The 12205-nt window shown below is 36.5% G+C and carries 14 protein-coding genes; 9 read left to right on the forward strand and 5 right to left on the reverse strand.

Annotated features, from left to right (window positions below; genetic code table 11):
* Positions 1-7: 7 nt before the first annotated feature.
* Together B1NLA3E_RS13250 and B1NLA3E_RS13255 are read right to left on the reverse strand one after the other, a co-directional pair.
* Positions 8-310 (reverse strand): heme biosynthesis protein HemY, encoded by a 303-nt coding sequence (locus B1NLA3E_RS13250; RefSeq protein WP_015594342.1) that lies wholly within the window; start codon positions 308-310, stop codon positions 8-10.
* Positions 311-402: 92 nt separating this feature from the next.
* Positions 403-1371, reverse strand: coding sequence for a DMT family transporter (locus tag B1NLA3E_RS13255; protein ID WP_015594343.1), 969 nt, complete (start codon positions 1369-1371; stop codon positions 403-405).
* Positions 1372-1538: 167 nt separating this feature from the next.
* Here B1NLA3E_RS13255 and B1NLA3E_RS13260 point away from each other — a divergent pair, with 167 nt between their 5' ends.
* The 5 genes from B1NLA3E_RS13260 to B1NLA3E_RS13280 all read left to right on the forward strand — a co-directional run bounded on the left by B1NLA3E_RS13260 (position 1539) and on the right by B1NLA3E_RS13280 (position 5552).
* On the forward strand, positions 1539-2294 hold the full coding sequence (locus B1NLA3E_RS13260) for a hypothetical protein (RefSeq protein ID WP_015594344.1): 756 nt from the start codon (positions 1539-1541) through the stop codon (positions 2292-2294).
* A gap of 201 nt (positions 2295-2495) precedes the next feature.
* The gene (locus B1NLA3E_RS13265) at positions 2496-3296 is read left to right on the forward strand and encodes an amino acid ABC transporter substrate-binding protein (protein WP_015594345.1); all 801 of its coding nucleotides are present in this window, start codon (positions 2496-2498) and stop codon (positions 3294-3296) included.
* 14 nt (positions 3297-3310) lie between these two features.
* Complete coding sequence (locus B1NLA3E_RS13270; RefSeq protein WP_015594346.1) at positions 3311-3994, forward strand: amino acid ABC transporter permease; 684 nt, start codon at positions 3311-3313, stop codon at positions 3992-3994.
* Between the two features lie 16 nt (positions 3995-4010).
* Positions 4011-4757, forward strand: a complete 747-nt coding sequence (locus B1NLA3E_RS13275) for an amino acid ABC transporter ATP-binding protein (protein WP_015594347.1) — start codon at positions 4011-4013, stop codon at positions 4755-4757.
* Between the two features lie 588 nt (positions 4758-5345).
* Positions 5346-5552: a DUF1657 domain-containing protein gene (locus B1NLA3E_RS13280; RefSeq protein WP_015594348.1), complete on the forward strand. Its 207-nt coding sequence runs from the start codon at positions 5346-5348 to the stop codon at positions 5550-5552.
* 50 nt (positions 5553-5602) lie between these two features.
* On the opposite strand, the gene fdhF is transcribed toward B1NLA3E_RS13280, so the two are convergent.
* Positions 5603-7687: a formate dehydrogenase subunit alpha gene (gene fdhF / locus B1NLA3E_RS13285; RefSeq protein WP_236619577.1), complete on the reverse strand. Its 2085-nt coding sequence runs from the start codon at positions 7685-7687 to the stop codon at positions 5603-5605.
* 114 nt (positions 7688-7801) lie between these two features.
* Positions 7802-9961: a PAS domain S-box protein gene (locus tag B1NLA3E_RS13295; protein ID WP_041580521.1), complete on the reverse strand. Its 2160-nt coding sequence runs from the start codon at positions 9959-9961 to the stop codon at positions 7802-7804.
* Positions 9962-10249: 288 nt separating this feature from the next.
* On the opposite strand from B1NLA3E_RS13295, the gene yhfH (B1NLA3E_RS24025) reads away from it, so the two are divergent.
* From yhfH (B1NLA3E_RS24025) to B1NLA3E_RS13300, 4 genes are all read left to right on the forward strand, one after another.
* The gene (gene yhfH, locus B1NLA3E_RS24025) at positions 10250-10390 is read left to right on the forward strand and encodes a protein YhfH (protein ID WP_015594352.1); all 141 of its coding nucleotides are present in this window, start codon (positions 10250-10252) and stop codon (positions 10388-10390) included.
* On the forward strand, positions 10391-10531 hold the full coding sequence (gene yhfH, locus B1NLA3E_RS24030) for a protein YhfH (protein ID WP_015594353.1): 141 nt from the start codon (positions 10391-10393) through the stop codon (positions 10529-10531). It abuts the gene before it with no gap.
* Complete coding sequence (yhfH, locus tag B1NLA3E_RS24035; protein ID WP_015594354.1) at positions 10531-10668, forward strand: protein YhfH; 138 nt, start codon at positions 10531-10533, stop codon at positions 10666-10668. Before yhfH (B1NLA3E_RS24030) ends, yhfH (B1NLA3E_RS24035) begins: the two co-directional genes overlap by 1 nt.
* Before the next feature lie 107 nt (positions 10669-10775).
* Positions 10776-10958, forward strand: coding sequence for a hypothetical protein (locus B1NLA3E_RS13300; protein WP_015594355.1), 183 nt, complete (start codon positions 10776-10778; stop codon positions 10956-10958).
* A 49-nt stretch (positions 10959-11007) separates the two neighbouring features.
* On the opposite strand, the gene B1NLA3E_RS13305 is transcribed toward B1NLA3E_RS13300, so the two are convergent.
* The gene (locus tag B1NLA3E_RS13305) at positions 11008-12192 is read right to left on the reverse strand and encodes an MFS transporter (RefSeq protein WP_015594356.1); all 1185 of its coding nucleotides are present in this window, start codon (positions 12190-12192) and stop codon (positions 11008-11010) included.
* Positions 12193-12205 lie beyond the last annotated feature (13 nt).

Here is a 12205-nt window from a genome sequence, read left to right on the forward strand (position 1 = left end):
TATAGATTTAATGATGATGATGGCTATCTTTAGAAGGATTTGTGATAATAAATTCCTCTTTTGGAACTTGGAAGTATTGAATCCACACTCCATCTAAATATTCCTCACGTTTGTCTAGCAATATATCGATACCTTTATCCGTCTTTACAATCTCATCATGTTCAGTTGGCTCATCAAACTTTATGTCATAATGAGCATGGTCTCCATGCATATGAGTGACATAAACTCGAAGCATCTTTCCCTCTGCCGCCTCACCTTCAAGCATTTCTTTTAATACCTTTGCTGCGATGCGATTAATTTTACACTTCATTTCAAAATCACCTTTTTGTTTTTCTTTTTATCATAGCTTGTTTTTACTATAAAATCAAAAACTATGTTAGCAAAACATTTACCGGAAGCAACTCAAAAATTCACCGTTTTAGAAATAGGTTTCTTTCTCTTCACAGAAATATAACTATGCATGACCATCCCAATCACAACAAAGAGCATACCAAAGCTTGATAAAACAGACGGAGCAGGACTTGATAAAACAGTGATTTCTCCAATTACAGCAAACAGGACCTCTAAAGATTGAGTGGCCTCAACAGCCGCAAGCTTCTGCATACTCCCTTTCACCATATCTGTAGCGGCAAAAAATAACACAGTCGCAATTACTCCAGAAAAAATGGCTACCCCTCCTGATTGGATTACCTGCCCTTTACTTGGTAAGCCGACAGTAAATAAACCATAAATTGAAAGAATGAACCAGAAAGGTAAACTGGCCATGGTCATTCCTAAAACACGTTGGTACACATCAATATTCCCCGGACAAAGAGCCATCATCTTTCTATTTCCCAAAGGATAAGCAAACGAAGCAATTACGAGGGGAACGACACACAAAATAGCATCTTTGGATGACAGCCTTGTTGCATTTTCAAACTGCATCACTACGACACCTACAACAATGATTAATGACATAGCTAATCCCTTTAATGGAATTTCCCCTCTAACTTTAACGGGACCCTTTGGTGTTTCTATGGTTACATAAAATAATGGGACAAGTAACGAACCTGAAATGATGGTTATTTGCCATGTACTTGCAATTAACCAGCCTGGACCATAAGCTGAAGCAAAACACAAGGGTCCATAAAATAGACCAAACCCCACAGAACTCCAAACTATCCATGACATCAAGTTTTTTTTCATTTGTAAAAATAATAAAGTTAAATTGCCCCTAAATAATACAATCAGAAACAAAAATGGGACCATAAGAAAATATCGAAGGGAAGCACTCCAAATCCAACTTCCTCCTTCTAACTCCATTGATCGGTTAAGGACAAATGTAAACGCAAAAAAGAAAGCAGCACAAACCCCAAGAATAATCGGACGCAATTATTTTACCCCCAACAATTTAATTATCTAAAAAATATTACATTTTATTATCATACTTTACAATACAATTCGTTTAAGTTCTTTGTATTGGCTAACAAATTAAGATTTTTCTCATACGATAAAACTGTACAATTCCAAAATAAAATTCTCTGAACGGAGGTGAAGATTTGAGTTTATTTCTAAACAAGCACGTCGAACCAAAGGTGCATTTATCCACTTCCAAATTAGTGGAAACGAATCAAGTGGAATACCGCCTTCAATTTTTAGCTGAAGTGTTAAAATACCAGGACTCCATTAATCAAAAACTAACAGAGTCAATTGAGTCGATAAGCAGCTTATTTCAATCTAATATTTCAGACCGAGAAGAACAAAATATTAAAATAGAGTCAACAATTGAAAATCAACAGATAGTCCAAAAACAAATACAAAATCATTTACAAAAAATTGAAGCAGGAATTTACGAAAAACTGGAACAAATTACCGGTGACCAGATGGAATTTGCCCAAATGGTTAATAAAGAAGACTTGTTTCATCAAGCCATTCTTGCTCAATTGGGCACACAAGAACAATCAACATTAAATTTATTAAGGAAGATGAACGAGTTTGAAATAGTCTCTCGGGAATTAAGTAACCTAGTAAAAAATCAGCTGAATAATCAAAATGAAATCACTTCTAAATTAGACGTCCAAGATGTTTATCATCAAACTGTGATGGAACGCCTTGAACAACAAGAAGCTGTCTCCCATAAGGTAAATCGTCAATTAGACAGTCTAAAAGCTGTTATTTTTGAACGAATTGGACACTTAGCTGAGAAGATAGAACTCCAATCAAAACACACCGTTAAAAGTATCACAGGATTATTTTTTAAAACGCAATCAAGTAAAAATTCTAATGAACAAGAAAACGATCTCATAAAAAAGTAATTTTTAATAAAAACTTCCCCTTTATTTGTGCTGGCCTGTTATAACAGGTCAGCCTTATTTGTTTTTTTATAATGTTTAATAATTTCGGCATTATGAACAATAATAAATAGAAATCACGTTTTTATTGACACCAATATGGTATTAGATTATTCTAAAATAGTTATTCAATTAAAACCTATAAAATTACTGGGGGATTAAGACATGAAGAAATCATTATTACTTTTCCTTAGCCTTTTTTTGGTGCTTGCACTAGCAGCATGCAACACACAAAAGAAAGATGAGGGTGCAAATGAAAGCAAAAGTCTTTATGATCAAATTAAATCAAAAGGCGAAGTTACCATTGGGACAGAAGGGACATATGCTCCATTTACATTCCATGATAAAAACGATAAATTAACTGGATTTGACGTTGAAATAGCAGAAGAAGTATTTAAACGCCTAGACATCAAACCTAAGTTTATAGAAACAAAATGGGACGGGATGATTGCCGGTCTTGATGCAAAACGTTACGATTTGGTTGCAAATGAAGTGGCTATTCGCCCTGATCGCTTAGAAAAGTATGATATGTCTGATCCATACATTGCTTCAAAAGCTGTGTTAATTGTTAGAAAAGACAACACTGACATTAAATCCTTTGATGATTTAAAAGGAAAAAAAGTTGGACAATCATTAGACAGTAATTATCGTAAAATTGCCGAAGAACACGGCGCAACTAATACTGTTGTTGACGGATTTAATCAAGCAATTGATCTTTTAACATCTGGCCGTATTGATGGAACGATTAATGACAGTCTTTCCTACTTAGATTTAGTAAAACAACGTCCCGAGTTAGAAATTAAAAAAGTGTATGAAGAGGCCGATGTTACGAAAAATGGTTTCTTATTCCGCAAAGATAATAAAGAACTTGTAGATGCTGTAAACAAAGCACTTTCCGATATGAAAGAAGATGGATCGTATCTAAAGATTTCAAAAAAATGGTTTGGTGAGGATGTTTCCAAGTAAAGGATTGATTTAATATGTTTGCAGATGAACGGTCACAACGAATAATAGGAATCCTTAGTGATTCCTTTTTTCCTATTTTAGAGGCAGGGTTGACATATACCATTCCATTAACTTTAATTTCGTTTGTGTTAGGTTTGATACTTGCTTTTTTAACTGCCATAGCACGATTATCTAGCTTTAAGCCCATTGTGGCTTTAGCAAAATTTTATGTATGGATTTTCCGAGGTACTCCCTTATTAGTGCAAATCTTTATTCTTTTTTATGGATTGCCAAGTGTTGGGATTACTTTAAATCCATTTCCGGCAGCGGTCATTGGATTTACGCTTAATGTAGGGGCGTACAGTTCAGAAATTATCCGGGCTGCCATCCAGTCTATTCCGAAAGGACAATGGGAAGCAGCCTATTCAGTCGGGATGTCAAAATCACAAGCGATGCGGAGAATTATTTTACCACAATCCTTCCGTGTATCCATTCCACCGTTAGGGAATTCGTTTATAAGTCTTGTAAAAGATACGTCGCTAGCTGCGACGATTACCGTTACAGAGATGTTTCAAAAAGGACAACAAGTTGCTTCCGTTACATATGAACCTCTCTGGTTATATATTGAAGTTGCCTTCATTTATTTGATTTTCAGCACGGTTTTATCTTTTATTCAAGAAAAACTTGAACTAAGGTTTGAGCGAGGGATTGCCAAATGATAGGTGGTGGAAAAAAATGATTACGGTTGATAATTTGCATAAGAGTTTTCATGATATAGAAGTTTTGCGGGGCATAAATCTTTCCATTAATAAAGGAACAACGGCCGTCATCATCGGACCTTCTGGATCAGGAAAAACGACCCTGTTACGGTGCTTAAACTTGCTGGAAATTCCCAATGAGGGGAAAATTACACTTGGTGAAAAATCAATCCACCTTACAAGTAATAGTAAACTCCCCTCTTCTGTTATTACTTCTTTTCGACAACAAACGGGTATGGTATTTCAAAACTATAACTTATTTCCACATTTAACAGCGTTGGAAAATGTGATGGAGGGCCAATTGACCGTTTTAAAAAGAGATAAAGCTAAGACAAGGGCAAAATCCCTCTCCCTCCTAGAAAAGGTAGGCTTAAAGGATCGTGCTGACATGTATCCTCACCAACTATCTGGAGGCCAACAACAACGGGTTGGGATTGCTCGTGCCATGGCAATGGATCCTGAGGTACTATTATTTGATGAGCCTACCTCGGCTCTGGATCCTGAGCTTGTGGGAGAAGTTTTAAAAGTAATGAAGGACTTGGCTGAAGAAGGCATGACCATGGTAGTTGTTACTCATGAAATGCAATTTGCTCGTGATGTAGCTGATCAAGTAATATTCATGGATAATGGAAGTGTTATTGAAAAAGGAACTCCAGACGAAATCTTTGGTAATACCCAGAATACACGGATGGCTCAGTTTCTTAATAAAGTTGTGGCAAGGTAAAGGCATGGGGCTCCATGCCTTTAGGCTGTCGAGAAACTCTCGACAGTCTATTATTTTACCCAAAAGATTTAGTAATTCACCGCGTTATTTCGTTATTAATAAATAGGCTGTTCAATAGGTCTGTTGATTTCCGTTCCAGGCGCTTCGCTTTCCGCGGGGCGAGCGGTGAGCCTCCTCGGCGCTATAGCGCCTGCGGAGGCTCACCTGTCCCACTGCTCCCACAGGAGTCTTTCACCTTCCACTCCAATCAACAAGGGCCAAATCAACCTAAAGAATTGCAACACACCTTATCCAATATGGATAAATGTTTGCACTTTTTTTATGTTTTGGCAGGCTGCAGTAAGGAGAGCCTGTTCACTTCCATTCTTCAATCCTCGTACATCTCATATTAAAAATCGGTATTTAATGTTCTAACAAAATGGAAATTTGCCGAAAAATAACCTTTTTCGACACCTCTAAGGCATGGAGCTCCATGCCTTTTTTTGATTAAGAAATGACTTGTTGGGAAAAGTAACAATATCAGTTGGAGGTTATTAAGGTTAGGATCCCTTAAGAAAAATGACATAAACGATTGGACGTGAAGAAAAATTGACAATAGCCTCAAATGTAGGTCAATGCCTGGCAACAGTAAAAGGAATTGAAGCCCAATTATCCTCGCTTGCAATTAATTCCCAAGATCGGGAGGCACAGCGAACCTTCCATGAAGCAATGCTTACAATAGGTGAAATTAAGCATGATCTCATGGAAAGAAAAAATACCCTTGAATTTGAAGAACCACAATATAAAAAACCATAAAAAAGCAGAACCTGGCATCTCCGCCAGGTTCTGCTTAGCATGATTGACTGTTATAACTTTTTAATGGCAACAGCACAAGCCTTATACTCTGCTGTTCCAGAAATCGGATCGAATTCATTTATCGTTAAGACATTGGTCGGCACATCACTCCAGTGGAAACTCATAAACACAAGACCTGGAACAACCTGTTCAGTAACTTTTGCTTTTACAGTTAATTGTCCACGACGTGATTTAACCTCAACCACTTCACCATCTTCAATTCCTAAGCTTTCCGCATCACTCGGATGAATATCAACAGTTTCTTCCGTTTGTTTAATTTTCACACCCTCAGCATAGTATCTTGTTTGTGAGTGTGTATTATATGACTCATAACGACGACCAGTAGTTAAGGTAAATGGATACTCTTTATCTGGTAGCTCAACCGGTTCGGTATAATCAACTGGAACAAATGATGATTTCTTTATTTGTTCTGGATTTGGATTGGATTCATGAAAATGCTCATATAAAAGATAAGTTCCAGGATGACTTTCGTCTGGACATGGGAAGTGCAGACTATAAACCTGTTCAAGCCGGGCATATGAAATTCCTCCATACATTTCCCATGCTAACTCTCTCACTTCATCCCAAATCTCTTCGCTTGATTGATAAGACATCTCATATCCCATAAGTTGAGATAATTCACATAGGATTTCCCAGTCTTCTTTAACATTCGGATGAGCATCAACAGCTTTACGTACTCGTTGAATCCGGCGATCAGTATTCGTGTATGTTCCTTCTACTTCGCCCCAAGATTTTGCAGGAAAAACAACATCAGCCAATAGGGCAGTTTCTGTTAGAAAAATATCTTGGACAACCAATAAATCTAGGTTTTCCAACAATTTTTTTGTATGGTTCATATGAACATCTGCCATCAACGGGTTCTCACCAATAACGTACAATGCCTTCACTGCACCACTTTCAATTCGATCGAACGTTCTTGTTTGTGTATCTCCAGCCATTGGATTAATGTTAACACCCCAATGAGCTTCAAAACGAGCTCTGTACTCATCATCTGCAAGGCTAACCGCTCCGGTAAGCTGATTTGGTAAACAACCCATATCGCCAGCGCCTTGAACGTTATTTTGACCTCGAAGTGGCATGATGCCGCTTCCTATTTTACCGATTTGGCCTGTAATCAATGCAAGATTAGCAATATCAAAGACATTGTTTACACCGCAATGATGTTCAGTAATACCAAGTGTGTAGGCAATCATTGAGCTCTCAGCTGTAGCATACTCTCTAGCTGTTTCAATAATATCTTCAGGTGACAACCCCGTGATGGAAGCGGCAAATTCTGGTGTATATTGTTCAACCTTTTTGCACAATTCATCAAAATCGGCCGTTCTTTGTTGAATAAACTTAGCATCATACAGGCCTTCTTTAATAATCACACGGATCATGGCATTGATAAGAGCAATATCAGCACCAATATTTATTTGTAAATGGCGATGTGATACTTTTACCATATCAATTTTACGCGGATCAATTACAATGATTTTCGTTCCTGCTTTAGCTGCCTTTTTCATTCGATTGGCAATAATCGGATGGGCTTCTGTAGTATTTGAACCCATCAAAAGTAAAACTTTTGCTTCGTTTATATCTTCTAATCTACTTGTTGGAAATCCATTTCCAAAAACAGTCGCCAGACCGGCGACACTTGAAGCGTGTCAGGTTCGGTTACATCCATCAATATTATTGCTTCCAATTACTGTGCGCATAAACTTTTGGGTAACGTAATTCGATTCATTGGTTGATCTTGCACAGGCAAATAGAGATATTGCTTCAGGTCCAAATTGAGTTTTTAGTGAATTTAATCGAGATGATACAAATCCCAATGCTTCCTCCCAAGTTGCTTCCACAAGCTCTCCAGCTTTGCGGATTAAAGGAGTTTTTAGTCTTTTTGGAGCTTGAACATACTTATAGGCAAACGCACCTTTCACACATGTTTGACCATTGTTTACCGGTGCATCTTTATCTCCTCTTATTCTCTTAATCTGATTGTCTTCCACTTCTACAATCAAGCCGCAGCCTGTTCCGCAATAGCCGCATACCGTTTTAACGCTTTCAATTCCCAAGGAATTCGCCTCCCATTGCATTAAATAAATAATAAAACATCATACTACTATAATAAACGAGAATTTGGTGGAAATGTACAAAAAGTTTTTAGTACAATTTAATAAAAAAACGTGAGTAGAGATTTCTCACGTTTTTCAGGCTGGTCGAGCAGGCAATACGATGTTAAACGTAGTTCCTTTATTCACTTCACTTTCTATATAAACACTTCCATTATGACTTTCAATAATTTTAAAACTTACCATTAACCCTAACCCATTACCATTTTCTTTGGTAGTATAAAAAGGCTCGCCTATTTTCATTAATTTTTCTTCTGGAATTCCAACACCAGTATCCTGAAAGGAAATTTCCACATTGTTCTCATGAATGTTAGTAAAAACACGAAGTTCTCCACCGTTAGGCATTGCCTCAATCCCGTTTTTTACCAAATTTAGGAACACTTGTTTTAGACGATCTTTATCACATTCCACCTGAATAATTTCATCACACGAAAAAAAATCCAAACGAACATGCTTCTTTCTAGCTTCAAATTCTAATAAGGAAAGAACATCTCTGATTATTGGAACAATATTTTTTTCTTCGAGAACCGCGGCCTTTGGTTTGGCTAAGACCATAAATTCCTCGACGATTGTATTTACTCGTTCGATTTCATCTAAAATAATATCTAGAAATTCCAATCTTTCAGGGTTTTTCTCATCTAGTTGCAGGAATTCAGCGTACCCTTTAATAGAAGTAAGTGGGTTTCGAATCTCATGAGCAACTCCAGCAGCAAGCTGTCCAACCGCAGCTAATTTATCTTGACGATTCAAAGTTTCCTCCGTTTTTTTCCGCTCAGTAATATCATTACGAATCGCCAAATATTGATAAGGTTGTCCATTTTCATTTAAAAATGGAACAATGGTCGTGTCTACCCAATAAAAAGTGCCATCTTTTGCTTTATTCCTTATTTCGCCTTTCCAAACCTTACCTTGCCTGATTGTTTGCCACAAGTCTTTAAAGAAAGCTGGAGTATGGTAACTTGAATTTAACATTCGGTGGTCCATACCAATTAATTCATGACGGTCATATTTTGAAATTCGACAAAATTCATCATTTACTTTACTGATTCTTCCCTTTTCATCTGTGAATGCAATAATTGACGATTGATCCAATGCAAACATAATATCATTCGTCTCTTTTAATGAATTTCTCAAGTTTGTTTCAGCCATCTTACGTGCTGTGATATCATTTCGGATGGAAACATATTGGTAGGGAATTCCCTTCTTGTTTAAGAAAGGGACAATGGTTGTATTCACCCAATACAGAGTTCCGTCCTTTGCCTTATTTTGGATTTCTCCCTTCCACACTTTACCTTTGCTAATAGTTGCCCACAAATCGGCAAAAAATTCTTTAGGGTGTAATCCGGAATTTAAAATTCTATGGTCTGCACCAACAAGTTCGGATTGTGAGTATTTGGAAATCTCCACAAATTTTTCATTCGCAAAGGTGATTTTTCCCTTTGGATCGGTTATTGCAACAATTGATGACTCATCTAAAGCTGTGGTAATATCCCTCAAATTCGTATCGCTCGTCACAAGGCGCTTACTGATTAACGTACTAGAGCTTATTAAGCCTCCCAAAATAATAATCGATACAAATAAAATCAAATATTCGATGAAAAGTTCCGAAGGTGGTTGATGAAATAAATTGGGATTATTTATCTCTAAGGAGGAGGCTCGAATTAATAAAAAGTGTCCCTCCACGATGGTTGACGCAATGATTAATGCACCAATTGGTTTTAACCAAACATGGTGAGTCTGACGAAAACTCTTCGTATAAAATAACATCCAAAAAGAAAACAAAAATCCCCCATACACTAAAAGGATGGAAAGAGCAATGATGGTTACATTATAGTGAATATTCAAGCCAATAGAATACATACCAATAACATGATTTGAAAAAACCGCCATTGTCATGAAGAAACTACTCAGAACAATATTTGAGGTGTTTAAAGATTTAATTGTGGAAGTATAAAAGGCCATTCCTGTAAAAGAAATCCCGAGAATCATCGATAGTAATACAATAGGGAAATTAAAGATTAATGAATTATTCATATTTCCAGATAACATTCCAAAAAAATTCATTACCCATATCCCAATTCCCATTGCGAAGGTTCCACATAAAAATAATAGTCTTTTGTTCTGTTCAGAGGAATTCAGTAACGAAAAAAGATCCAATGCAGCATATGAAGACATCATTGTTAATATAATAGCTACCATCATTATAATTGGACTTGAGGAGTCAACCATATATCGCATCTCTCCCATTGTTTTGCCATATAATTATTTACTATGATTGTAATGTAAATTCACTTTAAAGGGAAGAGAAATTTGACGATTTTTCAACAATTTTCTACAAACCCAATGTTTTCTTAATATATGGAAGTTTATGTAATTTAACTTTTCTCTTTTTAATCTAATGTTAAATTTTATAATTTTTTGATTTTTTAGAAAATAAGGCTATACAAATCTCTCTGACCGTAATATACTGTTTTATAACAGATAAACGAAATTCAAAACTGTACTACAGAAAAGGGAGGAATTAATATGTTAAATCAAAACACAACAGAGTTTTCCCGGCATTTACCTCATAAGGTTTGTCCTGAGTGCGGTGAATACATGAATGAGCAAGAACAGTCCTACCTACAAGAGTGTGATCGTTGTTTATCTAAAAAGGAGGAGATTTAAATGTTAATTCAGAGTCCAGTTGAGTTTTTCCGCCAATTACCTCATAAAGTTTGTCCTGAGTGCGGTGAGCAAATGAGTGAACAGGCAGAGTCCTACTTACAAGAGTGTGACCGTTGTTTATCTAAAAAGGAGGAGATCTAATGTTAATTCAAAACCAAGTTGAAATTTCAAATCATTTACCATATAAGGTTTGCCCTGAGTGCGGTGAACATATGAATGAGCAGGCCGTTTCCTATTTACAAGAGTGTGATCGTTGTTTATCTAAAAAAGAAGATTAATTAAAACGGTGGCCTAATCGCCGTTTTTTTTTTGTCAAAAATACATGTATTAGCAGGATTGCAAGATAATAAAAGGAACTAAAATAATCAACGGGAGGTGTTTTGTTTTGACGAGGACTACAGACAAAAGAACGCCAGAAAAGCAACCGGAACTGTCGATTCAAACGGACAATGCTGCTCAAAATTCTAAGGTAATTGCTGGGGATTCAGTCAATAAACACAAAGATTTAGAAGTTGCCAATGCACTAATAGGTGCAGGCGAGATTGGGCAACAAAACGAAAATTTATAAGAGTAAGCTGGTTAAATAAGGAGGCAGCGATAGCCTCCTTTTCCCCCAATTATCTACCCAATAACTTTCCTTCTTGGTAATTTTTTTTCTCTAATTTTATTAAAAATACATTCAATAAAACACCCACAAAAGCCATCACACTGAAAAATAGATAGACTGTGTAAATGTCATATGAGTCATAAATCATACCACCAAAAAAAGTACTAAACCAATTACCTAACCCATTTCCAATAGCTGAATAGATGGTAATGGCAGTTGCGGTAATATGGGACGGGGTAATATCACGAATATATTGTAAACCCACTGGAATAAATAAACCCACTGATGCACCTTGAAGGAATGCAGATATATAAACGACCGAGAGACTTGGTTCTGAAAAATAAAACAGCCATCTCATTAATGAGATAATACCAGCTATTGTGGCTAAAGGTAGGAGCCCAAGCTTGTGTATCCATCCTCCTGCTGCCCGCATAAAGGGGATTTCTGAAAGAACAGCTATTAGAAAAGCAAGACCAATTCCTGTATAAGATCCACCACTGTGTTCAACAAACAATCCGAAATAAACATTGTTAGCTAAATTGGGGCCAAAAATTAGAAAGGTAATGACCAAAAAGAGAATGAATTTTTTATATGTAAAAATCTCTTTCATACCAGAAAGCAGCCTTTTGTTTCCTGTCGTCCTCTCTTTTGGGAGTTGACTTGATAAAAATGACGATACCGTTAGCGCTATGAAGAAAGCATAAAAAATAACCGTTTCATTTATTTCAGACAAACGTCCCATAATAAAGACGGCTAACCCAAAACCAAGCGAACCAAAAAGTCGAATATTCCCATAGTTGATTCTTACTTTGCTTGCATATTTTATTGAAATGCTATCAGACACAGGAATAATAGCACTTTGAAACAATGCAACCAAAATGGCGATTAGTACAAACCAATAATAGGAATGAAACCACAAATATCCTAATGACAGTATCCCTGCCATTAATGTTGTGACGGTTAAAACCTTAACTGGCGAGTTGGTCTTGTCGGAGATCATTCCCCAAATTGGCTGAAAAAATATCATCATAATTGGGCTAACAGACATAATTGTTCCAATTTGGATGCCTTTTAAATGTTCTACTTCACTCATGTAAACACTTAATAATGGGGATAAACTCCCAACACCAAAAAATGTCATGAGGTAAAATCCTTTCAAGGTAAATATGTTTCGTTTTACTTCATTATTCATCATTTGTATCCTCCTG

The sequence above is a fragment of the Bacillus sp. 1NLA3E genome, from assembly GCF_000242895.2.
Lineage (GTDB): Bacteria > Bacillota > Bacilli > Bacillales > Cytobacillaceae > Bacillus_BU.

Excerpts from the sequence above, each read along its gene's own strand:
- B1NLA3E_RS13250 (WP_015594342.1), bottom strand. The coding sequence starts at position 310 with ATGAAGTGTAAAATTAATCGCATCGCAGCAAAGGTATTAAAAGAAATG.
- B1NLA3E_RS13265 (WP_015594345.1), top strand. The coding sequence starts at position 2,496 with ATGAAGAAATCATTATTACTTTTCCTTAGCCTTTTTTTGGTGCTTGCA.
- B1NLA3E_RS13270 (WP_015594346.1), top strand. The coding sequence starts at position 3,311 with ATGTTTGCAGATGAACGGTCACAACGAATAATAGGAATCCTTAGTGAT.
- B1NLA3E_RS13275 (WP_015594347.1), top strand. The coding sequence starts at position 4,011 with ATGATTACGGTTGATAATTTGCATAAGAGTTTTCATGATATAGAAGTT.
- B1NLA3E_RS13295 (WP_041580521.1), bottom strand. The coding sequence starts at position 9,961 with ATGCGATATATGGTTGACTCCTCAAGTCCAATTATAATGATGGTAGCT.
- yhfH (WP_015594352.1), top strand. The coding sequence starts at position 10,250 with ATGTTAAATCAAAACACAACAGAGTTTTCCCGGCATTTACCTCATAAG.
- yhfH (WP_015594353.1), top strand. The coding sequence starts at position 10,391 with ATGTTAATTCAGAGTCCAGTTGAGTTTTTCCGCCAATTACCTCATAAA.
- yhfH (WP_015594354.1), top strand. The coding sequence starts at position 10,531 with ATGTTAATTCAAAACCAAGTTGAAATTTCAAATCATTTACCATATAAG.
- B1NLA3E_RS13305 (WP_015594356.1), bottom strand. The coding sequence starts at position 12,192 with ATGATGAATAATGAAGTAAAACGAAACATATTTACCTTGAAAGGATTT.